At 56.7% G+C, this 26,828-nt stretch carries 20 protein-coding genes; 12 read left to right on the forward strand and 8 right to left on the reverse strand.

Annotated elements, in window-relative coordinates; all coding sequences use genetic code 11:
• Positions 1–21: 21 nt before the first annotated feature.
• A complete protein-coding gene (gene glmM, locus CEE69_RS25715; RefSeq protein WP_099263466.1) occupies positions 22–1,365 on the forward strand; it encodes a phosphoglucosamine mutase in 1,344 nt (447 codons plus the stop codon).
• A 238-nt stretch (positions 1,366–1,603) separates the two neighbouring features.
• Here the strand turns inward: glmM and CEE69_RS25720 are convergent, their stop codons facing one another.
• Positions 1,604–3,226, reverse strand: a complete 1,623-nt coding sequence (locus tag CEE69_RS25720; RefSeq protein WP_099263489.1) for an Nramp family divalent metal transporter — start codon at positions 3,224–3,226, stop codon at positions 1,604–1,606.
• Here CEE69_RS25720 and CEE69_RS25725 point away from each other — a divergent pair.
• The 6 genes from CEE69_RS25725 to CEE69_RS25750 all read left to right on the forward strand — a co-directional run bounded on the left by CEE69_RS25725 (position 3,220) and on the right by CEE69_RS25750 (position 10,379).
• On the forward strand, positions 3,220–4,143 hold the full coding sequence (locus CEE69_RS25725; protein WP_099263488.1) for an RDD family protein: 924 nt from the start codon (positions 3,220–3,222) through the stop codon (positions 4,141–4,143). The genes CEE69_RS25720 and CEE69_RS25725 overlap by 7 nt on opposite strands.
• 106 nt (positions 4,144–4,249) lie before the next feature.
• Positions 4,250–5,416 carry a KpsF/GutQ family sugar-phosphate isomerase gene (locus tag CEE69_RS25730; RefSeq protein ID WP_099263490.1) on the forward strand — a complete coding sequence of 389 codons (1,167 nt, stop codon included), beginning with the start codon at positions 4,250–4,252 and terminating at the stop codon, positions 5,414–5,416.
• Positions 5,417–5,435: 19 nt separating this feature from the next.
• Positions 5,436–5,960 carry a KdsC family phosphatase gene (locus CEE69_RS25735; RefSeq protein WP_099263467.1) on the forward strand — a complete coding sequence of 175 codons (525 nt, stop codon included), beginning with the start codon at positions 5,436–5,438 and terminating at the stop codon, positions 5,958–5,960.
• Positions 5,954–9,364 carry a hypothetical protein gene (locus tag CEE69_RS25740; RefSeq protein WP_099263468.1) on the forward strand — a complete coding sequence of 1,137 codons (3,411 nt, stop codon included), beginning with the start codon at positions 5,954–5,956 and terminating at the stop codon, positions 9,362–9,364. Before CEE69_RS25735 ends, CEE69_RS25740 begins: the two co-directional genes overlap by 7 nt.
• A gap of 185 nt (positions 9,365–9,549) precedes the next feature.
• On the forward strand, positions 9,550–9,822 hold the full coding sequence (locus CEE69_RS25745; RefSeq protein ID WP_199169948.1) for a hypothetical protein: 273 nt from the start codon (positions 9,550–9,552) through the stop codon (positions 9,820–9,822).
• A gap of 152 nt (positions 9,823–9,974) precedes the next feature.
• Entirely contained in the window at positions 9,975–10,379 is a 405-nt protein-coding gene (locus tag CEE69_RS25750) for a hypothetical protein (RefSeq protein ID WP_143549336.1), read from the forward strand.
• A 103-nt stretch (positions 10,380–10,482) separates the two neighbouring features.
• Here the strand turns inward: CEE69_RS25750 and CEE69_RS25755 are convergent, their stop codons facing one another.
• From CEE69_RS25755 to CEE69_RS25765, 3 genes are read right to left on the reverse strand one after another with little or no spacing between them, the layout of a single operon-like run.
• Positions 10,483–10,593 (reverse strand): magnesium chelatase subunit ChlI family protein, encoded by a 111-nt coding sequence (locus tag CEE69_RS25755; RefSeq protein ID WP_233215641.1) that lies wholly within the window; start codon positions 10,591–10,593, stop codon positions 10,483–10,485.
• Between the two features lie 37 nt (positions 10,594–10,630).
• Positions 10,631–11,011: a hypothetical protein gene (locus CEE69_RS25760; RefSeq protein ID WP_099263470.1), complete on the reverse strand. Its 381-nt coding sequence runs from the start codon at positions 11,009–11,011 to the stop codon at positions 10,631–10,633.
• 38 nt (positions 11,012–11,049) lie between these two features.
• The gene (locus tag CEE69_RS25765; protein ID WP_233215644.1) at positions 11,050–12,162 is read right to left on the reverse strand and encodes an ISL3 family transposase; all 1,113 of its coding nucleotides are present in this window, start codon (positions 12,160–12,162) and stop codon (positions 11,050–11,052) included.
• Between CEE69_RS25765 and CEE69_RS33360 the strand changes: the two genes are divergently transcribed.
• On the forward strand, positions 12,091–12,258 hold the full coding sequence (locus CEE69_RS33360) for a hypothetical protein (protein WP_233215645.1): 168 nt from the start codon (positions 12,091–12,093) through the stop codon (positions 12,256–12,258). The genes CEE69_RS25765 and CEE69_RS33360 overlap by 72 nt on opposite strands.
• A gap of 607 nt (positions 12,259–12,865) precedes the next feature.
• On the opposite strand, the gene CEE69_RS25770 is transcribed toward CEE69_RS33360, so the two are convergent.
• From CEE69_RS25770 to CEE69_RS25780, 3 genes are all read right to left on the reverse strand, one after another.
• Positions 12,866–14,242, reverse strand: a complete 1,377-nt coding sequence (locus tag CEE69_RS25770; RefSeq protein WP_143549337.1) for a hypothetical protein — start codon at positions 14,240–14,242, stop codon at positions 12,866–12,868.
• Positions 14,243–15,577: 1,335 nt separating this feature from the next.
• Complete coding sequence (locus tag CEE69_RS25775; RefSeq protein ID WP_099263473.1) at positions 15,578–17,119, reverse strand: YifB family Mg chelatase-like AAA ATPase; 1,542 nt, start codon at positions 17,117–17,119, stop codon at positions 15,578–15,580.
• Between the two features lie 158 nt (positions 17,120–17,277).
• Positions 17,278–20,859 carry a midas domain-containing protein gene (locus CEE69_RS25780; RefSeq protein ID WP_099263491.1) on the reverse strand — a complete coding sequence of 1,194 codons (3,582 nt, stop codon included), beginning with the start codon at positions 20,857–20,859 and terminating at the stop codon, positions 17,278–17,280.
• A gap of 646 nt (positions 20,860–21,505) precedes the next feature.
• On the opposite strand from CEE69_RS25780, the gene CEE69_RS25790 reads away from it, so the two are divergent.
• From CEE69_RS25790 to CEE69_RS25805, 3 genes are all read left to right on the forward strand, one after another.
• Entirely contained in the window at positions 21,506–22,648 is a 1,143-nt protein-coding gene (locus CEE69_RS25790) for a helix-turn-helix domain-containing protein (protein WP_008654601.1), read from the forward strand.
• A 380-nt stretch (positions 22,649–23,028) separates the two neighbouring features.
• The gene (locus tag CEE69_RS25800; RefSeq protein WP_099263475.1) at positions 23,029–24,048 is read left to right on the forward strand and encodes an aspartate-semialdehyde dehydrogenase; all 1,020 of its coding nucleotides are present in this window, start codon (positions 23,029–23,031) and stop codon (positions 24,046–24,048) included.
• 31 nt (positions 24,049–24,079) lie between these two features.
• Positions 24,080–24,397, forward strand: a complete 318-nt coding sequence (locus CEE69_RS25805) for a P-II family nitrogen regulator (RefSeq protein WP_008654597.1) — start codon at positions 24,080–24,082, stop codon at positions 24,395–24,397.
• A 243-nt stretch (positions 24,398–24,640) separates the two neighbouring features.
• On the opposite strand, the gene radC is transcribed toward CEE69_RS25805, so the two are convergent.
• On the reverse strand, positions 24,641–25,585 hold the full coding sequence (radC, locus tag CEE69_RS25810) for a RadC family protein (RefSeq protein ID WP_099263476.1): 945 nt from the start codon (positions 25,583–25,585) through the stop codon (positions 24,641–24,643).
• Positions 25,586–25,707: 122 nt separating this feature from the next.
• Here radC and CEE69_RS25815 point away from each other — a divergent pair, with 122 nt between their 5' ends.
• Entirely contained in the window at positions 25,708–26,046 is a 339-nt protein-coding gene (locus CEE69_RS25815) for a histidine triad nucleotide-binding protein (RefSeq protein ID WP_099263477.1), read from the forward strand.
• Positions 26,047–26,828: the final 782 nt, after the last annotated feature.

Raw genomic sequence — 26,828 nt, forward strand, 5'->3', positions numbered from 1 at the left:
TCCAGTCTACTTGCGTGTCCCATGAGTGAATTGATTATCAGTGTCAGCGGCCTTCGCGGCATCTTGGGTGAAACCCTAACACCCGAAGTTGCCGTGCGTTTCGCGGCCGCGTTCTCGGCATCGATGCCCGAAGGCAAGATCGTGATTGGACGCGATGGACGCACGACAGGACCGATGCTTCGCAGTGCGATCATTTCCGCGCTGACCGCTTCGGGACGCGATGTGGTCGACGCGGACGTCGCCGCGACACCCACAATTGGTGTGCTGGTTCGAGAACTGGAAGCCGTCGGCGCGATTGCGATCTCGGCCAGCCACAACCCGCCGGAATACAACGGGATCAAATTGTTCGGCGGCGACGGTCGAGTTCTCGACGCCGATTCCGGAGCCAAAATTCGTGACGCTTATTTTGCCGGGACGAATCAATGGGCGACGTACGACAAAATCGGTGAGGTCAGCTCCGTCGACGACCCCCACGCGGCCCACCTCGAGAAAGTCTTGGCGACGGTCGACGTCGATGCGATCCAAGCCAAACAATTTCGCGTGCTGATCGACAGCAACCACGGCGCGGGCGGATTGCTCGGCGTGCGATTGCTGGAAGCGTTGGGATGCATCATCGAAGCGATGGGGCACGAACCGACGGGGAAATTCGCTCACACGCCCGAGCCCACTGCCGAGAACCTACAAGGCATTTCTGCTGACGTGACGGGCCGCAACTGCGTGGTCGGTTTCTGCCAAGACCCTGATGCCGATCGGTTGGCGTTGATCGACGAAACGGGACGCTATATCGGCGAAGAATGCACGCTGGCATTGTGTGTCCGGCAAGCCATGGAAACCGGTCGCACGTCAGGACCGATCGTGATCAACGGGGCGACCAGTTCGATGAGCACGTTGATTGCGAAGCAGCACGGCGTAGAGACGTATCGTAGCGCGGTGGGCGAAGCCAACGTGTGCGATTTGATGATCGCGAAAAAGGCGGCTTATGGCGGCGAAGGCAACGGCGGCCCAATCGATCCGACGGTGGGCTACGTTCGCGACAGCTTTGTTGGCATGGCTCAAACGTTGGCACTCTTGGCACGAACCGGGCAACCGCTCAGCGAGTTGGCCGATGAACTTCCGCAGTTGAGCATCCACAAGAGCAAAGCGGGTGTTTCAGCCGAACGATTGCCAGCGGTCTTTGACAAGTTGGAAGCCAAGTTCACCGACGCGGAAGCCACCCGTGGCGACGGGATGCGATTGCAATGGTCGGATCGTTGGTTGTTGGTTCGTGGCAGCAACACCGAACCAATTGTCCGCATGATCGCCGAAGCCCCCACCGCGGAAGAAGCAGCGTTGTTGTGCGATCAAGCCGCCGAGTTGTTGGGTTAACTCACCGTAGGCCAGGTCCCACCTGGCGATGCTGGCGGGCCGTTACCTGATCGAACTCGCGAGGGTTTGTTTGATTGACGCCTCGCTTTGTTCCAAAGCATCGGCTGTGGTGCCATGTGAGACATGGCCTACTTGGTGCACAAACGCCGTAGCCGGATTCGCCAAGAATTCGGAATGCATCAAGACGTTTGAATCCGAATTCTGGCGAATCCGGCTACGTTTGGAATGATGTTGGCACTCATGTCACGGTGGCGATGATGGTCCAGACACCGGTGATCAACATCGCGATGCCGGACAACCACAGCATGGCGTCCCAGAGCTTGCCGGGACGCAAACCGTCGACGGATCGTTTGTAGCGGAACCAAATCGCCGCCCCGGCGATCATTGGCAACACCACGCCTTGGGTGACCCCGCTGATCAGCACCAGTTTGGCTGGCGAAGGGAACGCGAGGTAAAAGAACAAGCTCATGATCGGGAAGAACGCACCGAGGCCACGCACCCATTTGTCTCGCGTCGCTTGGCTGTCATCGATCCATCCGACCACTCGCAGCCCGTCCGAGAAGACTCTCGCGTGTCCGGCACAAGCGACAAAGAACGTGCTGTACAACACCGCGATCGCGCCGAACAGAAACAGTCCCGCGGCCCAGTTCGAAAACACCGGCACGTACATCACCGCCAGTGTTCGCACCAAATCGGATTTCTCTGGGTTCAACCCCACTCGGTGCAGCACGGCGGCACCGAGCAAGTAGAACGCAACGGTTGCAAAGGTGTAGACCAACATCGATCCCCACGCGTCCACCTGCATGACTTTCATCCATCCGGTCGCACGTTCGCGCCACTCAGGCGTTCCGTCATTCTTACCTGTGAACTTGGCGTAGCCTTTCTCAAGGCACCAATACGGGTACGCCACCAGCTCACCGGCGCCCACTCCGATGATTCCAAAGGTGGCTAGCGCGGTCGCGACGGCTGTGCTGCCGTTGGCGGAGGAAGGCAATGCACCTTTCAATCCGGAAAAGAACTCTTGCGTTGTGACGCGGTAGTCGACTTCTCCCTGCAACAAGAACAAGTTGATGAGAGTGAGCAACGTGAACGATCCGACGAGCACCGTGCTAAACGTTTGGATCAAACCGTACCGGCCAACAAACAACAGGACGCTGGTGGCGATCGTGATGATGGTTGCCCAGAGCTTGATGTCGGGCGGTTCGTTTTTGCCGTGCTCCAGTTCGTGAGCGATCCGCAGCGCGACGACTTCAGCCTCACGGTCGTCAAGTTTGTTGAGAGGTGTGGAGATTTCTTCCGCGGAACCATCGGAATCAGATCGGGCGGCGTATCGTTCGAACGTTAGCAATTGCTCCGCGTCGGCGACCCGATTTTCGGAGACTCCATGGGCTGTGGCGGGCATGGTGAGCGCGACCGCTTGACCGACGCTGCCGACGATTCCGCCTTGTTGTCCGATGCTGGCCAGCCACATGACCGCCCAAGCCCAGACCAACCAATTGCCGTGGCGACCCAGTCGCGGGCCGGGCAACTCGTTGAAGGCTTGCAGTGATGTTTTGCCGCTGCTGAGCGTGTAGCGACCCATTTCGACTTGCGTGAAGACTTTGACCACGCATCCCAGCAGGATCAACCACAGCAGTGTGAACCCGGCTTCGGCACCCGTTTTGGTTGTCGCGATCAGTTCGCCGCTGCCGACGATCGATCCGGCGATGATCAGGCCGGGGCCAATGTTGGTCAGAATCCGCCACCAATGCTTGGGCGGATCTCGGCGTTCCGATTCAGGGGATGTCAAAACAAGCTCGCGATCGACAACAGAGGTGGGATGAAGGGGGGAAAGCTTGATATAGTAGCACCACCATGCCACGCAATGAAAACCAACCCGATGCTGAATCCCAGCGCGCGCTCGACACCACGATCGGTGTTGTGACGCCGGAGAACATTGCATTTGAATATCAGTTGGCCGGTCCATTTCGACGATTGCCGGCTTACATCATCGATCTGTTGGTGCGAACCGCCGTGATCGCCGCGATCGGGTTGTTCTTGCTGTTGTTCATCGGTTTGTCGGGTCTGCAAAGCCTCGGGGCATTTGCTTTGGCGGCGGGGATCATCAGTTACTTTTTGGTCAGCTGGTTTTACGGCGCGGCGTTTGAAGCTTGGTTCAACGGTCGCACGGTTGGGAAATGGGCCTGCGGCATCCGAGTGATTGACGTGGATGGGTGTCCGATCAACGGGAAACGCGCCGTGCTTCGCAATCTGCTGCGGATCGCCGACCTGGCTCCTGTCGCGGCGCTCAGCAGTCTGGGTGATGACATTCCGCCGGTGTTTTTGATTCCCACTGGGATGGTGGGGCTGATTTGCGTGATCAGCACGCGGCGAATGCAGCGGCTCGGTGACATTGCCAGCGGCACAATGGTGATCATCGATGAGAAGACATGGCAATTGCCCGTTGCCAAAATCGACGATCCGCGAGTGGCTCCGTTGGCCACATTCATTCCCGGTGACTACGCCATTTCGCGAAGTATGGCGAGGACGTTGGCGGTTTACGCTGAGCGACGTCACTACCTGACACCCGCGCGACGTCGAGAGATCGCTCGGCACCTGACATTGCCTTTGATCGATCGGTTTGAGTTTCGCCCCGACATCGACGCGGATCTGCTGATGATCGCGTTGTATTACAAAACGTTTTTGGCAGAACGGAGTTCGGAACCCGCGGATCTGGGTCCGTTGGCAGGATACAGTCCTCTGGTGAGAGACATGGCTTCTCAGCCTGCTCCTGGGTGAGATCGACGGCCTGATTCCGTGTTTCACGCTGTGGCGGGTTCATCTTGCGACGCTGCTGATGTTTTCGGTATTGTCGCGCGTTGATACTGCCAGCGAAACCGCATTCGTGGCACTGATGATCCGCGACAAGAGCAAGGAAGCGATTGTGGCTCCACAACCTCAACTGAATCACGGCACGTCGATTCCGACGTTGACGCCGCTTTCGCCGCTGGACCAAATCCGATTGGTCCGCGAGACCATGCTGCGAGAAGCCGAGGCGATCCAGAAGGCGGCCGCGATCGCATCCTCCGATGCTGCCGAAGCCGCAGCCTGGATCAGCCGCTGCGAGGGATCGATCGTTCTAACCGGCGTCGGCAAAGCTGGCTTGATCGCACAGAAGCTCGTGGCGACGTTGGCCAGCACCGGATCGCCCGCCCATTTTTTGCATCCGATCGAAGCCGTTCACGGTGACCTTGGACGCGTTCAGTCCCAAGATTTGGTCATCGCGTTTTCAAATTCCGGACGCAGCGAAGAAGTCGTTCGCGTGGTTGAGTATTTGAAGCACCAGGCCTGCGGCATCATCGCTGTCACCGCCGACCGAGAGAATCCGCTGGCCGAGCTGGCCGATCACGTGGTGCCAATCGGCCGTCACCGCGAAGCTTGCCCTGACGGGTTGGCTCCCACCAGTTCCACGTCCGTGATGTTGGCGGTTGGAGACGCAATTGCTGTCTTGGCATCGCGTTTGTGCGGGTTCACGCCTGACGACTTTGCTCGTTTTCATCCCGGTGGCGCGCTGGGACGAAAGCTGACCGATGTGCGTCAAGCCATGCGTCCATTGGTTGAATGCCGCGTTGCACCCCAAACCATCTCGATTCGCGAAGCCATGATGATTGGCGGTGCGGGGCGTCGAAGCGGAGCAATCTTGTTGCTCGATGCGAGCGAGCGACTGTCCGGTATTTTCACCGACAGCGATCTTGCTCGGTTGTTGCAACACCGTCAAGAAACCAGCTTGGACGAACCGATCGAACAGTTCATGACCGAGCAACCCGTTTGCATCGCCGATGACGAGCGACTTCCACGGGCAATTGAAATCCTTTCCGATCGTAAAATCAGCGAACTGCCGGTCGTGAATGCGGATCGACAACCCGTTGGAATGATCGACATCACAGACTTGGTGGCCACGGGCGACATTCGCCAAGCAACTTCGTCAAACCAAGTCACCGCCAAATCGAATCAAGACGACTCATCCGGTGAAGATGGGCCTCGTTGTATCCCCATCTCATCTGGAGACTGAATTGTCCTCCCGCCATCCCATGATTTCAGATCGTGACATCGCCGGCAAAATCAAATGCATTCTGACGGACGTCGATGGCGTGTTGAGTGATGGCAAACTGTACTACGACTCCACCGGTGCCGAAACAAAAACGTTTCACGTTCGCGACGGATATGGCATCAAGGCTTGGATGAACGCGGGGCTGCATTTCGGAATCATCACGGCTCGTCACAGCGACGCGTTGACCCGCCGCGCGAAGGAATTGGGCATTGAGCATGTTGTCCAAAGCTCCAGCGACAAGTGGCAGTCCGCGACCGAGATGATGACCTCGATGAATGTCACTGCCGACGAAGTTTGCTACATCGGAGACGATGTTCCTGATATCACCGTGATGCGGCGTGTCGCTTTGGCCGCGGCACCCGACGATGCCTCGATCGATGCGCGTGAAGCTGCTCATTGGATCACTCGATTGCCAGGTGGTGCCGGTGCGGTGCGTGAATTGATTGAGCGTCTGATGCGAGCAGGAAACAGCTGGCCGTCCGTTTCGAAGGACCCTCCATGCTGACGCAGTTGCGCGACTACTTGGTCGGCCTGTGTGTATTGGTGGTGTCGGCCGGTCTCTATCAAGTCACCGTGGCAGCGTGGTTGACGCCGCCCGAGATCGTTTCTGCGCCGGTGGCTCCGCCAAAGGTGAGTACCGGTGATGGCAACCTGGATGACCTGTTCGCCGACACGGACTGGCAACGCGGGCCGACGATCCGTTTGAAGACCGACGACGGAATTCTGTTGTGCAAAGAATGCACGCAACTCGATGGCCAGACCTGGACTTTGAAACCCATCACGATTGTGATTGGTCGAGGATTGAACGAGGACGGTTCCAAAGAACCAATCTTGATCTCCGCTTCCGAAGGAGCCTCGATCAAGTTCGACGCACCGCTGGATGTCATGAGCGGTGAGGCACCGTCGATTGAACGCGGACAACTTCGCGGCGAAGTGATTATCCAGCGATCCACCCAGCCAACCGAAGATGCGGCCGGTCTCGCGTCGTCGGCCTATCAAGTGCGTGGGATCTCGCCTGAGCCACCAGATCCAAAGGACGCGACGGATTCGGTTTTGCACATTCGCACATCCAACGTCGGCATCGATCGCCGCACGATTTGGACCAATGAACCGATTCACATGCAAGTCGGACGAGCGACGATGATTGGGCGAGTGCTGACGCTGCACTTGGCCGCCTCTGCGTCATCGGCCGGCAAATCCAACGACGTCACCGGAACGTTGGACCGAATGGAATTGGTCTACCTGCAAAAGCTTTCGCTGCCGCTGGATGACCCGAACGATCCATCGCAGGATGATCCCAAAGGCGTGGTCGAAGTCCGCTGCGGCAACATGATTCAGTACGACTTTGCGTTGGATCAGTTGAGCATGAACCAGGACGTGGAACTGCTGCGATTGCCATCCGCCGCGATCGCCACCACCAACCAAATCTCGCCACCACGCCAGGACTGGATCGATCGCTTTCGATGTGACTCGTTGGTCATGACACTGCGTGATCCGTTGAATTCTAAACTGCGTCGCGATGACGCGATGGACTGGATCGATCGAGTCGAAGCGACCGGCTCTCCCGTGCAAATGGACATCCGATCGCAGTCATTCGGAATGACCGCCGGACGCATTCTGTTTGATCCGGTGGAAGGTTGGCTGATCGCGGATCCCGTTTCCGCCGCCGATGCCACGGGTGCGATTCGGCCGAGCAAGACGACAAGCAACGATCCCAACCGAGACTACGTGCGACTGCAGCGTGGCGACTTGGAAGCTTTCTTGTCGCAGATCCGGTACCGATTCAATCCCGCCGAGCCGAAGCAATTGGGGACGATCACGGTCGAAGGCAGTGGACGTGTTTTTCATCACGCCGCGGATTCCGCCCTGCGATCTTTCGCTTGGCAAGACGGTTTGCAAATCGAGCCACAGGGCATTGCCACGCCCGATCAATTGCAAGTTGATTTTTCGGTTTGGTGCGAAGGTCAACTGCATGCGATGCTAGCAGACGGCGGCTCGTTCTTGGCCGATCGTGTGGAAGGCATCCTGCGTCCATCGCCCGACAACAAACCCAAACGCATTGGCGATTCGAAGAAGTCCGAAGGGTCGTTGAACCAGAAATGGTTGCCCGAAAGTCTGGCTGCGATTGGCAACGTTCGGATCAATTCCTCGATGTTGCAAGCTCGCACGAATCGAATGCATCTTTTCTTTCAACATGGAAAGGAAGCTGATTCGGCGAACGCCAACAAAGGTGGCGACGATCCGATCCGAAATTGGGTCCGCCAACCCAATGCCAGTGAGTCCATTGTCAAAGATGGTCCGACTACAAACCCGCCTCAGCCCGCAACGATTCGCGGCGACATGGTGGCCGCAACGTTGACGATGGGTGGCGGTGAATTGACGGCGACGGACCTGAGCGTGACCGGCGGCGTCGAAGTCACGCATCCAATGAAAACACGAGCCGCGAAAAATGCGGCGGGTGCCAGCAACCCAGTGCCCGCGACCATGTTGGCAACCCTGACTGGTGAGAAGTTGCGTTTTCGCGACGGCGGCGTTGGCGATGTGATGGAAGTGACCGGAACGCCCAATGCTCCCGCCCGCCTTCAAATGGGCGACGGGTATTTCATCGGTCCACAGATCCAAGTTCGCCCAGAAGACAACTTTGTGTGGGTCAACGACGCGGGGCAATTTGTGTTGCCGTCGCACATGCTGCCGTCGCTATCGGTCGAGTCTCGCGATTCATCGCAATCGACCGCGCGTTGGTCACGACCTCCACGATGTCGCTTCGGTGGTTCGATGACATTCGATGGCAAAGTCGCCACGTTGGCGGGCGGCGTTGTTCTGGACACGGTCATCACCCAAGACGAATCGACCAACGAAATTCTGATGCGAGGGGACCAGCTCAAATGGACGCTGACCGACCCGATCCATTTGCGTACGCCTGATAGTTTCAAAAAGACGGGCATCGCCGAAATCGCGTTGGTGCAAACCGGATCGCAGCCAGTCGAATTAACCGTCGACCAGTTCGCTCGCGATGGCGTTCATGAGTCTCGGCATCATTTGCAAACGTCTCGCCTTGCATGGGTTCCGGGTGAGCAACCCAACCCAGCAAATCAAAATGCCGCCAGTGCCGCGGCCGTTTCAACTGGCAGTGGTGCGTCAGGCAGAATTGTTGCTCCTGGACCGGGATCCTACCGAGCATGGTTGCGGAACTCGAAAGGCGGCAATCTGTTGGTCAATCATTCACCGGCCAATTCAAACCAACCTGCCAATCGAAACGGCTCGCCCGCCGGTGCAGCCGATTCGCGATCGTCCGCCTGGAACCCCGGTATGATCGAGGACCAGAACGCTTCTGGGGGAGCGATGGGTGATGCTCAGGAGCCGACGATCATGGGAGTCCATTTGATCTTCCAGGAATCGATGCAGGGTGACTTGCTAGCAAAGACGTTGACGTTTCATCGTGGCGTTCGAGTGGCTCAGCAAACCTTGCCTGACTTCGAAACGCAGATGGACGCCAGCCGAATGGATTTGTTGTCCGAAGGTGAGTCCACGATCGATTGCGACTCCCTGCGAATCGCGGTCGATCCCAGTGTTCCATTCCGGCAACGCACGATGGGCGTGACCACGACGGCTTGGGAAATCGAAGCTTCCGGCGGCGTCTTGTTCAGGACGCGGACCGACAAGTCGGCGTTCACCGTCACCGCGGACCGCTGTGGTTACGCTGCTGCCAAGGACCTGTTCACAGTCTTTGGTGCCCCCACACGTCCGGCTCGATTGCTTCAAACGACTGCGTTGGGCAAACCAGGTCTGAATCTTGAGGTTGGTCACGCCACCTTGCGACTGAAGACGATGGAGATCCTATCGATGCCAACGTTCAAAGTATTGCCCGGTGACATCTCATCGCTCAGCAATCGACCGACTCAGCGATAGTCGCCGGATAAACGACACAACTGGCATGAAGATTGCTTTTCCAAGTGTCATTCCCCGGATTCGACCCAATTCGGGATCGCTTTTTTGCCCCTTGCGCGAATCAAACCGCAGACTTGTAAAGTCGATTTTGAACGGGTGAAGAACAATTCGTTTGCCGAGCCATCCCACTACGTGGAACCGAAGTTATGAGTCAACTGTTGGAAGCGACCCAGTCTGAGTGTCAGGTCAGTCGCACGTTGCAACGCATCGAAAGCATGCTGTCGGAACATGAGGCCCTTGGTTCACACGCGGGCGGATTGGAGATCTCGGTGCACGAGTCGACGATCGTCCTGGACGGCGAATTGCCAAACGCCGAGTTGCGAAAACAATTGGTTCCATTGATTCGCCAAGCAGGTGTGCTTTGGCAGGTTGAAAACAACGTTGCTGTCAAAGCGACCCCGACCGCTGCAGCGTCCTGATTTCCATCCGGAGACTGCTGAGTTGGACTCATGAACCACTCGGCGGATGGACCGAAGTTTCTCGATACCTTCACGAACTGGCAATACAGCACCGCTCCATTTCCAGCTAAGCTGGACTCGGAGAAAACCAATCACACGGAAGGTGCATTGTCATGGCAGTTGGAACGAGTTGTCTTTTTCTAGTCGTGCTCTGTCAGATCACGTATGACTACAAGCCTCCCGCCGATTCGGTGCCGATACTTCGTGTGCCGAACTTCGCGCCGCAGCCGAGATCGGCTCCTCGAAGAGTCCGCAACGAGGAGAGCGAGCCAGTTCCGCCCAACCCGATGGAGCGTTTGTTGGAATCGGAATCGAAGCGTTTGCAGCAGGAATACGCCGCCGCCAAGAGCACTGCCGACCGCGACCGTCTGAAGCAACAGATTCGCAATCACTCGAAGTTGCGAGAGATGCATTTTCAGATGAATCGGAAAGCAAGGCGGCCTGCTCCGCTTCTTGAACTTCCAAAGCAACTTCCACCACGGCGTCGCAAGATCAACCCATCGATCAAGTTGTTGTGAGACCCGAAGTCGCACGGCTCAATTTGTGGCCGATGATTGATACGACAGGATGGACGCCTACACAGAGTCGGCAGCGTTAAGAACAAGATTACACCAGTCAGCTTCACACCCAGAGATCGGCGTCGAGGTTTCGGTAGCCAATGGCTTCGGCGAGGTGTTCTTCGTTGATCGCCGGTTCCCCGGCCAGATCGGCGATCGTTCTGGCCGCACGCAAGATCTTGTCGTGGGCTCGGGCGGACAGGCCCAGTGATTCAGCCAGGAAAAGACCCCGTCCCCTTATCTCCCTCAAGAAAACGTTGACGAACAATTGACGAGCCGGCGGCTAGCGTGCGCTTCGTCGTGTCTAGATCGTTGACGATTTGATTGTGAAGAGAAACCATCTGGAAGAACATGCACTCAAACTGCTGCTTTCCAAACGCCGCGATTTGCAGTTTCATTTCATTGCGTTGCTCCTTCAGGACGTCCCGTGTGTCGCTAAGCTCCTGCCGCTGTAAACCTAACTCTTGGCTTTGTAGGATGATGGCGATTGCGACACCGAGGAGTGCGAGGCTGGAAAACAGGGCGTTTGCAGCACCAAATATGTCTCCAAATTCACCTGCTGATTTCGGCTCCATGCCTGCCCATGTCGCCACGACTGACGGCGTTATTAAAATCGGGTTCTTCGGGGAATTTAGTGGCTAGGAATGATCGGATTCAGATCGAGCTTGCCGCAATAGAACAGGATTCTCAAGCGGTAGTTCTTAAACGAACGGAATCCTCGGGCAGCTGACTTGATCGACTGGATCTTGCTATTGAATCCCTCCGACAAAGCGTTTGTTACGTGGTGACTGAAGTAGCTCATGAGCCCCGGAAGGTGCGCCTTGAGCATCCTCGCCACCCTCTTGATCGGTTCCAGGCGACTACGCATTGCCCATCCGTACCATCCATCAAAGAACCGCTTGCCGGCCACCTCGCGGTCGCTGTCCCAGAAGTGCCGGAAGTTCTCCTTCAACGCCCAGGCTCGGCCTGTGCGAAGGTCACTCTTTTGCAAAATATGGAGGTCGATTTGCTGATCCTCATTCAGGTTCTCTTCGTTGTAAAGAAGCATCTGACGAAGTCCGGTCAGGCGATTATCTCCCTCTGCTTTGAGCTCTCGATGTTCCTGACGGCGCACTTTATCGACCGCATCGCCGAGATACTTGCTTACGTGAAATTTGTCGTGAACGATCTCTGCATTTGGAGCGTTCTTCTCGCCACTAGTCATGAACGCCTGCCACATGTCCATCGAAACTGATTCCACATCCTCTCGTTGGTTTTCGTCGAGTGCTTGCCAAAGTTCGTCCGCCGCGGCAATGGTTCGGCCCTCCGTGACCTCGAGCACACGCCGATGATCAATGTCTGTCATTACAGAGACGTAATCGTGCCCCTTGCCCAAACTCTTTTCGTCCATACCAACGTGGTGGACCGAATCGAGCGATCGTCGATCGATCCCTCTGTGAACTGCGCGTTCGATCAGACTGTGGACGCTGTCCCAACTCAGACCAAGGAGCTCTGCGGCGCGAGAGACGGTGGCAGCAGACTGCAGGACACGAATGCCGAAAGCTTCAAACAACAGCGTGAACCGAGAGTGCTTGCCAGCCCAAGGAACTGAGGTGGTTTTGACTCCACATGTAAGGCATTTGCTTCGCGGGACAGCTGCCCGGATCTCGGTAGTGAACTGCATGGTATCGAGATGCCGCCAGGTTCGCTTTGGAGCGGTATCGCTTCGCGAGCAAGTTTTGGAGCATTCGGGACAGCAGAGAATGCCGCCGGAATGTTCCAAGTCGATGATGACTCGGTTCGCGTTGAGATCGAGGTCAACATCGACGACTTTCCAATCGTCGTTGAGCCCAAGAAGTAGACGATAATGCTGGTTGAGATCGTTCATCCCAACAAGGTACAAAATCAACGCGTCTCACACGATCAGCCACTAAATTCCCCGAAGAACCTAAAATCGCAACAAAGATTGTAATAGCAATGGCGGAAAATATTATCGATTGGACCCAAGCAAATTTGGGTTCAGTAGTGGTGCCGCAATTGTCTGTTTCTGTCATTCTTATTTCACCGCACGATATTGAATTAAAGTGAGGTGCTTATAGTCGCATGCTGGTGAGACTCTACACTTGCCCCATGTCCGCACCTGTGCCGTCCCCTGCCAACGTCCAACTACACACACGTCAAACGTGCCGGGCTGAACTGGCAAACCGTTAAGCGTGCGAACCGGGCGTGGGTGGAACCTGTTACAGCTTTTAAATCGTGTCTTCCGTACGCGCTGACGGGCATTATCTAGCCAGTGACGCGCATGAACTACCACCTTTACGAGAACGACATTCAATGATCGAAAGTTTCTGGGATGCCTTACTGCCTCCTGCTGCTCGACGACGCGCCGAAATTAGTTAGGCGTGTGGCATCCTTGGCATAGGTTTATTTTCGTGGATGAGCCGTTCAGTACGTCAGGTGTGGGTTAGCTACTGCTGGATCGGAGGGCCTGGGTCTGGGTTCGTGGAGTCGTCGTCGTAGAGATACTTTAGGTGCCACACTTCTGCAGGAAATTGATAGAAGTTTTTTATGATACCGCGACTCACTTGTGACTGTACATCAGGGCCAGCTATGGTTCCGATCTCTCTTGCCCTTACCTGGGAAGGCGGAAGAATATCCGCAGGCTCCAGTGAAACATCGGACTCTAGCTCTTCTGCATAGAAGAATGCTGAAATTAAACCTATCTGGTTGACATTCTGACTCGAACCCGCTCCAACGGAATGGGCTGCGGTTCCGAATACAAATGAAGCTGCTGTTTGGTCTTTCTGAAAGCCTTTAACTTTCCAGTGTGAATGGCCTGGTGGAGACGCATTTTCGTATTCAAACCCTTTGAATCTTGCCGAATCAGCATTTTCTTTTTCGGTTAGCTTTCGAGTGGATGGCGTTAGAAGAAATTTGGAAACATAGGCCGGATGCCTGATGTCTTTACGGAAATCCGTCGACCCGATTTGCTGTTGGAAAATGGCGGAAACGCCATCTACGTATAGTGATACGCCAAAGGTGCGGTCTGCGTCATTCGGTCCTGGCCGTCTCAAAGCATTAGGAAGGACGAAGCTTTTTGATTCATTGTTTCGAAGGTGAATTTGATATGGCTGGCCAGCAAACCTCGCTCTATCTACGAACATGTAGATTACGTTCCTGAACTCGCCTGATTGATCTGCTGCACGACGCAGCGTCAGTTCCTCAAAGTTTGAAGAGCCGATAGGCTTAGCCATCACCTTGATGCTAAAACGTCCAGAGATTTTGGAGTCCCAGGATGGCGTGAATGGATCTACGCCAGCTTTCGAAACGATGCGTTCGAATACATTTGAGACGGAATTTGGTGTTATAACCTTTACCTTGCAATCGAAATCCCCGTCCGGCCGCCGCTGCAAAGTACCTATGACCCCGATTCCGATTCCTTTATTTGATAGTTTTATTCGGGTGAATGCTGGGTCGCTATATTTTACTGCGACGGATCCACCAGTAGTTATGTCTAGTTCATCGATATCGAGCACCGCAAATCGATGAGCTAGGTTGTTTGTTTTGACATGTCGAGTCAGTGATTCCATAATGTGACCTTGCAGCTGAGTAGGGGCTATTCCCATTTCAGCTGACACAATGCCAGATGCATCTCCAAATCTGAAAACACCGATCTGTAGTTTTGCCGCACCTGTATTGTTGCTGGAGAGATATTCTCCAATCTCGGCTCCAATTTCAGTTCCCGCGCTTTGTAGATTTGGGTTTGTCGCCCCCAAAGCCTGTTGACTGGCTAGTGTCAAAAGACATCCGGCTAGGCAAAATATACACACAATAGTTTTACACATGTCATTTTCCTTTAGTTATAACGCGGCGTGGCGTAGTCACTTATTAACTGTTGAATGGTATCTCGTTGCGGCGTATCTGTGATCCTGAAACGCTAGGTGATTTGTTTGTGCACCAAGGATATGCGTTTGTGCTGCATTATTTCGCCGTCGGAAGGGCTTGTTGAATTGGCGGGTTGGCATCGTCAGGGTCATCCGTTTGATCGATAGGTACTCCCGGCTGGATCGGCGGGTTACTTGGCTGAATCGGTGGGTTGCTTGGTTGGCCTGGTTGGATCGGTGGGTTGTCCGGTTGGGTCGGTGGGCATGGGATGGGCGGACACGGGATGCAGTGAATAGGCGGACAAGGTGAGCAGTTAGGGATCGGTTTACAGACCGGTGATACCCTGCACCTTGTCTGGCTGTAGGGCATATGTTTGAGGCAAACTCGTCTGAATGACCAGCCGGCGTCTGCATTTACGCAGAACGGCTGGTTGGCCAAAAAAATACAGGACAGAAACGCAACTACACTGGCTCTTACCATTTCAATCTTTCTAGCTAAATGTGCAACTTGGTACGCGAGGAAGCAGGGGGGTCGTGGGTACTCCTTGTTTGTATTGCATGGTGAGTCCACGATCAAGCCTGCGGCGAGTAGATTTGCAGGAATGCCAAACGGATTGCTATTTTTATTCGCGGTTTTGACTAGCAAGAGTGCTAGCTGGTAGGAGAGCAATTGAGAGACAGCGTAATACCGAGACAGTAATTTGTTCCGTTTCAGTGGTACTGCTCGGGCCACGATGCCACTGGCGCACTGCTTCTGTAGGGCAGTCAAGTGTCTTGGGCAAGGAAAAGGGGACGGGGGTCTTTTGGGGCTACCCTTGACCTAGTGATTGATGTTCAGGCTCTCGCTGTTGATGGTGTTTTTTTGGCTGCGAATGGAAGCAGCCTTAGGTTGCGAGGCATCGCGCGGTTAACAATCAGTCGAGTGTCGGACGTCCGAATAGGAATAGACCCCCGTCCCTTTATCGATCACGTCCCTTTATCGATCGCCCGGATGTCGTCGCTCCGCGACTGGTTGGTTTGGTGCGGTGTCTTGGGACCTTGGGTTGAAACCCAAGGCTGGTCGGCTGGCGTCACTCTGTGACTATTGCGCGGACGTGTTGCCCAACCGAAAGATGGAGCGGTGAAATGCCGGTGATCTCGCGACCAGTGCTATCTGTGTCCAAGCGGCTGAACCGCGGAGCGGTGACACCTGTCAGCCTTGGGTTTCAACCCAAGGTCTGGATGATGGAAAAGACAATGCAACAGCCGCGGAGTGGCGACATCTGTTTTCACACGACCCGCCAAACCGGTCCGACGCTATATCCAAAGATCAGCGTCGAGGTTTCGGTAGCCGATGGCTTCGGCGAGGTGTTCTTCATTGATCGCTGGTTCGCCGGCTAGATCGGCGATCGTTCTAGCGACTCGCAAGATTTTGTCGTGGGCTCGGGCGGATAGGCCCAGCGATTCCACCCCGGCTTTGAGCAACGTCTTGCTGGCCGCGCTCAGTTCACAGTGCTGCCGCGTTTGACGGCTGCTCATTTGAGCGTTGTAGCGAATCGGACTGCCTTCGAACCGTTCGGCTTGCACGTCCCGAGCACGCATGACGGACTCTCGCATCGTTTCGCTGGTCTCACTCGACGCTGTGCGAGACGACAATTCGTCGAACGGTACCGCGGGAACCTCGATGTGAATGTCGACCCGATCCAAGAGCGGACCAGAGATCTTGCCCATGTAACGTTCGATTTGGGGCGGTGTGCAATTGCAGCTTCGTCGTGGATCTGACCTGTACCCGCAAGGGCACGGGTTCGCTGCCGCGATGAGCATGAAGTCCGCGGGGAAGGTTGTGCTTCGGAGAGCTCGCGAGATGGTGACGACACCATCTTCGAGTGGTTGACGCATGACCTCGAGCGTCTTGCGATTGAATTCAGGTAGCTCGTCCAAGAAGAGGATGCCGTTGTGAGCCTTGCTGATTTCACCCGGTGCCGGCGGGCTGCCTCCACCAACCAAGCCCGCGTCGCTGATCGTGTGGTGAGGGCTGCGGAAAGGACGCCGCGCCAACAATGGTTGTTTGGCTGGAAGCTGCCCCACGGCGCTGTAAATGCGAGTGGTCTCGATCGATTCCGCGGGTACTAGCGGAGGCAGGATCGTCGGCATGCGTTTGGCCAACATGGTTTTCCCGCTGCCAGGTGGTCCGATCATCAGCAAATTGTGACGACCGGCCGCGGCGATCGTCATCGCTCGTTTGGCGGATTCTTGGCCGCGCACATCAGCGAAGTCGACTTCGTATTCACTGAAGGCCTCAAAGATTTCTTCGACGCCACTGGGCACCGGCGGCACGTCGATCTCACCGGCGAAGAAGGCAACGCACTGGGACAGGCTGTCGACGGCGATCACTTCCAGGTCTTCAACGACCGCGGCTTCGGCGGCTGATTCGCTGGGCACGACCAATCCCTTCAGCGATTTGTCCTTGGCCGCTTCGATCGCGATCGACAGGGCACCTTTAACCGGGCGGGTGATTCCTTCGAGTGCCAGTTCACCGACAACGGCGTAGTCTTCCAGCCGATCGAGCACCAATTGACCGCTGCCCGCCAACACTCCCAAAGCAACCGGCAAGTCGAACGAAGGTGCTTGTTTGGGTAAGTCTCCAGGTGCCAGGTTGATGACCACGCGATCTTGCGGGCGGATGAAACCACTGTTGACGATCGCTCGTTCGACGCGGTGCGTGGATTCTTTGACCGCCGCTTCTGGCAAACCGACCAAGATTGTTTTGGGCATCGCGGCCGGAGAAATGTCCACTTCGACATCAACGGGCATCGCCTCGATACCGAGCAGAGTGAACGTTTTCAGACGTGCGAGCATGCAGACTATCCCATTCGAATTGCGGGCTTCGGCCGAAAAGTGCCATCCAAGGTCAAGGCAGCGGGCGTTTAGCAACCCACCAATCGTGACGGTGCACCGAAGCTGCCGCAACTAGGTATGCGACATTCGCTCGCCGGGCCCGCAGCCCAGAATGGAATTTAGCGAGAGGAATCCCAACCGCGACGGAAGGCTTCGAAGGCATCTCGGACGGCGGCGGGAGCTTGTCGGCGGTTGCCGCTGTCTTGCAGCCCTCGCTGGCCGTCTTGTTCGCCCGGAGCGGATTGGGAACGCATCGTCTTGGGAGCTCGCATACCGAGACTTCGCAAAGCCTCCTCGACGTCGGATCGGTCCAAGTTGGGGGCCGCACCCGGTTGATCGATTGGTTTGACGTTCTGCCAACGTTCGCGAAAACGTTGCAAGTCTTCGGGTGTCCATTTCAAACGGTCGAGCAAATTCTGATCGGGGTCCTGGCGGTTTTCATCGAGGTAGTCGAGCACCATGTCGGTGGCTCGTTTGGTGTACTCCATGTCAGCGGGGTCGGCTTTGGGAAGCTCTGCCTCGGACTCACCTTCGCCACTCAAATTTCCGTTGGCCGATGAGTCGCCGGAGAAGTTTGAGGTGTCGCCCGAATTGGATTCGGATTGCGATTGAGATCCTTCACCTTTGGAACCCGCCTTTTCTGAGCCACCAGGGGAAGCGTCGGACGACGCATTTTGGTTCGACGAATTTTGATCTCCCGTTTGATCGTTGGGGGTTCCTTGTTCCGAGCCATCGCCATTGGGTTCCGATCCATCGCCGCCGGATTGATTTGAATCACCAGCGTTTTGCGAACCGGTTTCGGCTGAGCCGTCCTCCCCGGCGTTGCCATCTTCGGATGGAAAAGTGTCATCTTGTGGTTGCCCTGGTTCTCCGTTTTGTTGTCCAGGTTCTCCGTTCGGTTGCCCTGGCTCTCCAGCTTGCTGTCCCGCTTCTCCCGTTTGAGCGTCGGATGATTCTGAACCGGTTTGACTCGCATCCGTCTCCGAGGTTTTTTCTCCCGCATCACCGGAAGACGCATCGTCGGATGGAGATCCTTCTGATTGCGAACCTTGTGGTGAAGAACCTTCGCCGGCTTCCTTCTTACCCGATCCGTTTTCACTCGATTGTGAATCGGTGCCAGATCCGTCTTGAGATTCTTCCGGTGAGTTCCCGTTTTGGGAGGAGCCTTCTGGCGAATTGGAATCGTCGGAGCCGTTCTGGGTTTGATTGTCGCCCTGATTGTCACCGGGTTGCTGTTCACCAGATGGTTGCTGGCCAGCGTTGTTTTCTTGTTGCTCTTTCAGGTACTCGTTGATTCGCTCGAAGGCTTCCGCGTCATCTTGGGGTGCGGATTGTGGCTGACGGGAACCACCGGATCCATCTTGGTCGCCGCCTGACTCTGGCGAGCCAGCCGAACCTTGGTCACCGGCATCACCACTTTGCTGGCCAGTGCCTTCCTGATTGGAGTTTTGCTGACCGGGCTCTTGATTGCCTGCCGGCGAACCTTCACCGGGTTGTTGGTTGTCGCTGGGTTGACTCGTTTGGTCGGTGCTCGATCCGCTGGCTCCCGATTCACCGGTTCCTGATTCGCTTCCGTTCGATTCGTTTGCCCCTTCCGACATGGCGTTAGGATCGGTTGAGCCCTCACCGGGGTTTCCGTTTGATGATTCACCGGATTCAGAATTACCGTTTCCGTCCGAGGTCGAGTTGCCGCTCTCGCTGTCAGAGTTGGATTCGGACGAGTCGTTTTGCTCGGATTCATTGCTTGACGAGTCACCGCCTGACGAATTTCCATCAGAAGATCCCTCGCCGCCATTTTCGTTTTCGCCGGTCTGCTCTGAATTGGATTCGCCGGAGCCACTTTGGCCTTCACCGCCCTGGCCACCTTGTTCCGATTGCCCGCTCTCGCCGCTGCCACCGCCGCCTCCTGACTGGCCTTCTTCACCGTCGCCGGAACCTTCGGGCGAGCCGCCATCGTCCGGGGTTTGCCCGTCGTTGTCGTCTTGTTCTTCCGGGGTTTGTTCGTCGGGATCGCGACCGGCAACGATCTGCAAGAGGACGGGCTCGGTTCGCGTCACGCCGGGTTGAATGTTGGGGTTGTTGGCATCACTTCGATTGTCGGTGGCGATCGCGACGACCTCGACCTCGTCTCCAACCATCAAACGTGAAGCTCGCGAACCACGACGTCCGGCATTGGCCAGAATCATCCGCGATGGTCGGAAGCGATACTCAGCAATCTGATTTCCCTTCTCACCGGACTCGCTCTTCCACAACGAAGCACGAGCGATCACATCAATCCCGCGACGGATTTCGATTTCAATTTCAGACAACCCAAAGTCCACGTCCGCGGCGTGGATCTCAAACAGTTGTTGAGCGTCCAACGGAACGGGCTTGGGCGATCGTCGAGGGACCACGATGGTGATTTCAGGCGGCAGATCGCGAATCACTTCGATGGGATAGATGATCGGATCGGAATTCGTTTGTTCGGCTTGGTCCCAAACGCGAATGCGATAGCTGGTCAGTTCAACGGCTCGCGTGGCGACTTCACCGCTGCGAAGATCAAACGGCAACTCTAGGGAAGTGCCGTCGTCGCTCAGTGTCATCTCACGGGCACCCGCGGTTGCGCGGATGTCTTGGCCCATCGGTTTGGGGTTGAACTCGACGACTGCTCGGGCCACCGGACGATTGACTCGGGCTCGCAAGATCACTCGTGTTCCATCGACGCCTCGGATCGAACCACTGCGTCGAACGCGAGAGGTTTCTCCGGTGTACGCTGGTGGTTGATATTGAACCTCGGTGACACTGACAACGGGAGTGTCGCGGATCGTCCACTCAAACGGTCCGGCGATCGCGTCGCCGGCAACGATCTCGTAGCGTTGCACTCCGGTGGCTTGATGGGAGACGTTGATCGACGCTGTATAAGCCAGTGTCGATGCGGTGCTGGTTGCTTCGTCGACTTGCATCTCGGTTGTGCGTCCGTCGGATGTATCGGTGCCGGACGTGCTGGAAGATTCTTTTGAGCTTGAATTCAACCAACGGAACTCGACTGATTCTTCTTTTCGCAGGCCACGGACGTTTGCAGAAACCTCCACCGTTCGTCCGGCCAAAATTTCGGCATCGCCAGGTTGAACGTCCGTGATTTGGACTCGATTGGCTGGCCGTATGTCGGCCGCGGGAGCCATCAATCTCGCGGCCGATTGCAACGCGTTCTTGGGCGATGCGATCGCATAGATCATCAGCACGGACATCAACGCGATCGTTGCGATCCACCAACGCAGCAACCCGGTGGCTTCCTCGGGCAGCGCATCGATCGAGCGCAGTTTCGCAGCCGTGGTCGCTCCGATGGATTGGACGACTCGTTTGGAAAGGTGACCTTTGGCGGCCGAGTCACTCGCGGAGTTTTGAGCGGTCAACGTGACGTAGCTGGAGAGAGCGTGTCCCAGTTCCGGATGATCTCGCTCGAGAGCTCGCGCGGCGTAGTCAGCACGAACCGATGAACGTGTCACTGGCCAAACGGATCGCACGACGTAGACAACCGCAGCGAGGATTGCGATGGAAGCGACAACCACGCGGCCGATCATTCCCGGCGACCAAATCCACTGGTCCATCACAACCCAGGCCAGCATCGCGGCCATGCCCACCAGAACGCCTCGGAGGATTTGCCGTGTCAGTTCAGCTCGCCACAGCGCGGACCGAGCCGCATCGATTCGGGACTGAATCAATGTGTCGTAGGCTGGCTTCACCGAGCCCGCCGACGACCGAGTTTCGGTCCCGGTGGAAGGCTTTCGCGAAGCGGGGTTGCGGGGGGACGAAGCGACGGACACGCGGTCTATCCAAAATGGAATCAATCAGACGCCGCAACCTGCCGATGGCGACGAGAACAATGGCACTCCAAACGGAGCCTTTCGAAACACTCTCATTCTATTTGATCGGCGATCCGATCACCTTGGAAGCATCTTCCCCGCCAAGAGAAACATTTGTTCGCCCCGGCGCTGTATGTTATTTGGACGAAGAAAGTTCGGTTCATCCGCCTTGATTGGGTGAGTCGAATCGCTCCAATCGGGGCGGCTTCGTCCGTTTACAACGATTTCTCGGGCTTCTGTTTCAGTACACCTGGCAGTTTCGCTGGAGAAACGTTTTCAGTGAACGGCCGCCGTGAACATATTGGGGGACTTCTTGACGACTTGGATCGACGGCTCACTTTGCTGGCCGAAGATCTTCGATTTGTTGTCGGCCGTTTTCAGTCGACTTTCCGATCCTGCTGCGTTGGGGCAAGATACAGACGGCGATTCGTGAGATTGACTCCGTTTTCAGTCTGACGCGGCACGAATTTCAACCTCAACCTTTTCCACCTATTCCAAATCGGCCATGAGATACGCTTTTCGGCTCGCAGAACTGCTTGGGCACACCCCTGATCGGCGCAAACGCCCCGGTACGATCAAAGCGATCGTCGAACACACCGGATTGGATCGACACCAGGTTGCTTCGCTGCTCAAAAACGAAGCCAAGTACATCCCGTTGGATGCCCTGTCGCGTTTGTGCGATTACCTGATCGATCAAGGGCACGCAACGGCGGATCAATTGCCCGGTGCCTTGTTCGCTGTCAACGCAGAAAACTTCTGGGAGCAGTTGGCTCGCCGAAGCGACATCGAAATCGTCGTCGGTGTTCGACAAGGCGAAGGCAACAACTCACCCGAAAACGCCATGGTCGTTGCCAGCGACTCGGTGTTGGTTGGCGAATTGCTCAACGGCATCTCGACCTTGGGCGGTGTGGCCAAACACATCGGCGAAGGCCCCGAGTCCAACGCAACGACATCGGTGCCGATGCCCGATCGCATTCAGCAATCGTTGGTGTGGAGCCCCGGCCAAGTCACGTTGGAAGACGCTCGAGCTCGTGCGACGGAAGTCTTCGAAGGATTCACCGAAGCCCAAGGCGACCGCGGAATGGTTTGCATCGGCAGCGTGAAGAGCAACCCAGCCGTCGAGCTGTTGTTCTCCGACGCGTTCGGATGCACTCCGTTTGTGACCGAAGACGACGTCGACGATGTGTCGGCTCGCAGTTGCCCGTTCTTCCTTCGCTATCGTGACAGCGATCCGAAACCGGGTGCCGCTTCGGCTGGGATGCGTCTGAGCAAGAACATGGACGCACCGGAACCTGGCTTCTACTACGAAAAAGACGACGGCACTTGGGAGTACGCTGGCGGACAAGGCAAAGACACCGCATTGGTGTTCTACCTGTTCCACGAAGCCCTCGGTCGCCTGGACATGGTGCTCAGCGGTTTCTCAGGCCGAGCCACTCGCTTGTTGGCCAAGACGCTGGCAATCCGCGGCGAAGAATTCTGGCCACCCGTCTATCACGAAGCGGGCGTCCAAGTCGGTGCGTTCTTGGTTCAGTACGACGACGCGGAATCCAAACCCAGCCGCGACGATTTGCTCTACAACACCGGCGGAGCTGCCAAGATCATGCCTCTGTCCCGCGAAGCGATCGCACGCCGAATGGCTCGCCGCTAGGACGAACAGAACCCGTACGATGGACTTCCAAGTCCGTCGTGCTGGCGTCTTCGACGGGCTAGGAAGCCCGTCGTACGGATTTTGACGCCCGTCGAGGGGTGTTCTTCGTCCAAGGAAACGATCGGCCGCGAACCTGAAAGCGGGTGCGGGTGTCTCCGGGGCGACTCGGGCTTTTTTAGCTCACCAGCTTTTTCAACTTGCCGGGTGCTGTTTCCCGTTGCGTTTGCGTCTGGAAAGACCAAACTGGTGGCACGAAAACCGCTGCCGGGAACTCACGTTCCGCCCGATCGCGAATCGAACGCGTTTCGGGACGTGATGAATCGCTGGCGGCTGAAGACTCGTTTCCCTCCCCACTTTGTTTCTCCGTCTCCTGACCACTCATGTTTGATTGCGTTGCACTCGTCGGTGCCACTGGTGCCGTTGGCCGAATCGTTCTGGACCAGCTCCACGCTCGCAAGTTCCCCATGCGGAAACTGCGTTTGCTCGCCTCGGCTCGCAGCGCCGGCACCCAAGTTCGTTACGGCGACGAAATGCTGACCGTCGAGCTGATGGAACCGTCGGCCTTTGAAGGAGTCGATCTGGTCATCGCCAGCACACCCGATGAGGTCTCCGCTGAGTTCACGCCTTGGGCGGTCAAAGCCGGCGCGATTGTGGTCGACGAGAGTGCGTATTGGCGGATGGACCCAACCGTCCCGTTGATCGTTCCCGAAGTGAACCCCGAAGCGGTCGATGGTCACCAAGGCGTCATCGCCAGCCCCAACTGCAGCACGACTCAGATGGTCGTTGCACTCGCTCCGCTGCACAAAGCCGTTGGCATCCGCCGGGTCATCGTCAGCACCTACCAAGCGACCAGCGGAGCTGGCTTGGCTGGCAACGTCGAGCTCGAATCCAGCACGCGAGCCAGCCTCGACGGGCAAGCCCATTCGCCGGAAACGTTTCAGCACCCAATCGGATTCAACCTGATCCCGCAGATCGGATCGGAAAAGCATCTCGGCTACACCAGCGAAGAGATGAAGATGGTGCACGAGACTCAAAAGATTTTGGGCGACGATTCCATCCAAGTTTGCCCGACCGCTGTTCGTGTGCCTGTCGCGATCGGACACAGCGAATCGATCTTGGTCGAAACCCGTGAGCCAATCACTGCCGCAAAAGCTCGCGAGCTTTGGGAAGCCGCTGATGGAATCACCGTGGTGGATGACTTGGATTCCAAGTCCTATCCCATGCCGCGTGATTGCGACGGCAAGGACGATGTCTTTATCGGTCGAATCCGCCAAGACATCAGCTCCGAAAACGGAATCGCGTTCTGGTGCGTCAGCGACAACCTTCGCAAAGGTGCCGCAACCAACGCCGTTCAAATCGCCGAGTTGTTGGCCAAGAAACATCTGCCCGCCGTCGGATGATGAGCTGAGCTATCGTGTCATACCCTTCTGAATGCCGGATGCGATCATGAAACAAGTCGTCACCGTCGTTTCACCGCATCTGGCCGAGAACGTTCTCGCAGCCCTTCGTCGGGCTCCGCTGGAAGGGTTGAGTGTGATGGAGGTCAAAGGCTACGGCCGCCAAAAAAGCTACCTCGATCAGTACCAAGACACCGAGTACTCCGAGGCGTTTGTGCCCAAGGTCGAGATCACACTCTGGGTCGATGACTTGCGTCTTGAAGAAGTCCTCGACAAGATTGTCGAAGTCACCCGCACCGGCCGCATCGGCGACGGCAAGATCCTGGTCATGCCAGTTGCCTCGTTCATTTGATCGAAGCAAGTTCGCGTCATAACCCGCCGCGTGAGCAAGGCCGCGCGCAACCTATCAGCGTCGTCGTCCGCAACGATTCGCTAGACGAGAACCGGGCTTAACGGCCGCCGGCTGATTGGTGCCGTGATCCTCCGTCGCCCGTAGCTGGAATCGCCAGATTTCAGATCCCCGCTACGCCTTCGTACCTTCATCGCCTTCGCAACCCGCCGCGTTAGCAGGGCCGCGCGCAGAGCCCCGCGACCATCAGCACTCCCGCAAGCTCAGGCATCGTTCCTTTGCCACAACAATATGGTCCAGCACTGAGATGCCGATCAGCTTGCCGGCCTCCGTCAATCGCTCCGTCACCGCATGATCTTCGCGGCTGGGCGTTGGGTCACCCGACGGATGGTTGTGGACCAGCAACACCGCCGCGGCCGCGTCTCGGATCGCCGGCCGGAACACTTCGCGAGGATGCACCAGCGAACTGTCCAGCGTTCCCACGGTGATGCGATGCGTGCGAATCGGTTTGTGCTTGGTGTCCAGCGTCACGATGTGGAACTCTTCCTGCACCGCATCGCCAGCCAAGTAAGCGAACTTCTGCGCGCAGTACTCGGTCGCTTCCGTGGTGCTCGTGATTTTGACGATTTGCACCGGACGTTCGCGAGCCGCTTCGGTTGCTCGCCGGCCCAGTTCGATCCCGGCCATGATTTGGCAGTAACTGGCTTTCGTCACCGCTTTGGTGATGTGTCGCAATTCCGAAACGCTTTGTTCGCGAATCGCGTCCAGTTCCTCATCGAAGTGATTGGCCAGCTTTGTGCCTCCCGTCGTGGCCGATTCACCGACCACGCCGACGCGAATCAGGATCGCCAACAGGTCGGCGTTGGAGAGCGACGCCGCACCATCACGCAACAAACGTTCTCGCGGTCGTTCTTCTTCCGGTCGCTCTTTGACTTGATCACCATGGATCTGATCTTGGATCCATCGGTCAATCAATTGGATTGGGTCCGTGGAGGCCCATGTGTAGTGAAGTTCATCGTCGGAATGAACTCGCTCGAGCACACCGGCTCGCACCACTGCGTTGATGGTTCGTGTGACAAAGCCCGCTTGGGTTTCTTCCACCAATTCAGTGAGTTCGCTTTGGCGAAACTGAGAGTGATAGGCCAACGGGTAAAGAATGGCTTGCAAACGTTGACGTCGGGTTTCGCTCATCGGGCAACTCTTCGACCTCGAACATCTAGGATTTCGAACACAGCGAAGATAACCTAAATTCACTCCACGCCTTTTGTTGGGCATCAATTTGACGCGCCCGCGACCTCTGTTTGTATCGCAACATGCCATCCATCTTCTCGAAAATCATCGCCAAAGAAATTCCGGCTGACATCGTCTACGAAGACGACCTGTGTCTGGCGTTTCGTGACATCGCTCCCAAAGCTCCCACGCACATCTTGGTCATTCCCAAACGCGAGATCGTGTCGCTCGCGGATTTGACGGACGAGGACCAGGAGGCCATGGGCCGCTGCGTCGTCGTCGCATCCAAAGTCGCTGCAGACGAAGGATTGGGCGACGGATATCGGTTGGTCGTCAACACGGGCTCCGACGGCGGACAAGAAGTCCCGCACGTCCACTTTCACCTGCTCGGCGGCCGCAAAATGACCTGGCCACCAGGCTGAGCCCCGCCCCCGCCCATACGACTACACCAACGTAGCCGGATTCGCCAAGAATTCGGACCGCACACCAACGTAGCCGGATTCGCCAAGAATTCGGACCGCACCAAAATCCCAACCCGCCGCGTCAGCAAGGCCGAGCGTGAGCCTGTCGGGATCGCCGTCAGCAGGATTCGCTTGACGAGAACCGGGCCTAACGGCCATCGGCTAATCAATTCAACGGCCCGCTATCGTCATCTCGTCATAACCCGCCGCGTCAGCAAGGCGTCTTCACCGCGCGACCAGAGTAGAACATTTGTCTCAAATGTTCCGTCGAGCCCCGCTTCCATCCATGCCCCGTTGTTCCGCCGTCACCACGCGATCCCCGACGCAGAAACTGACGCCTCCTTCATCCGTAGCCGGATTCGCCAAGAATTCGGACCGCACCAAAATCCCAACCCGCCGCGTCAGCAAGGCCGAACCTGAGCCTGTCGAGATCGCCTTCATCAGGATTCGCTGGACAAGAACCGGGCCTAACGGCCATCGGCTAATCAATTCAGTGACCCGCTATCGTCGTTCGCTATCTCGTCCCAACCCGCCGCGTCAGCAAGGCCGAACGTGAGCCTGTCGGGATCGCCTTCATCAGGATTCGCTTGACGAGAACCGGGCCTAACGGCCATCGGCTAATCAATTCAACGACCCGCTATCGTCGTTCTCCATCACGTCATAACCCGCCGCGTCAGCAAGGCAACTCCCGCCAACTTGACCCTTTTTCCAGCCACTTCTCAATTCTTCCCTCGCTCACATTC

This window comes from Rhodopirellula bahusiensis, from assembly GCF_002727185.1.
In the GTDB taxonomy this organism is placed as follows: domain Bacteria; phylum Planctomycetota; class Planctomycetia; order Pirellulales; family Pirellulaceae; genus Rhodopirellula; species Rhodopirellula bahusiensis.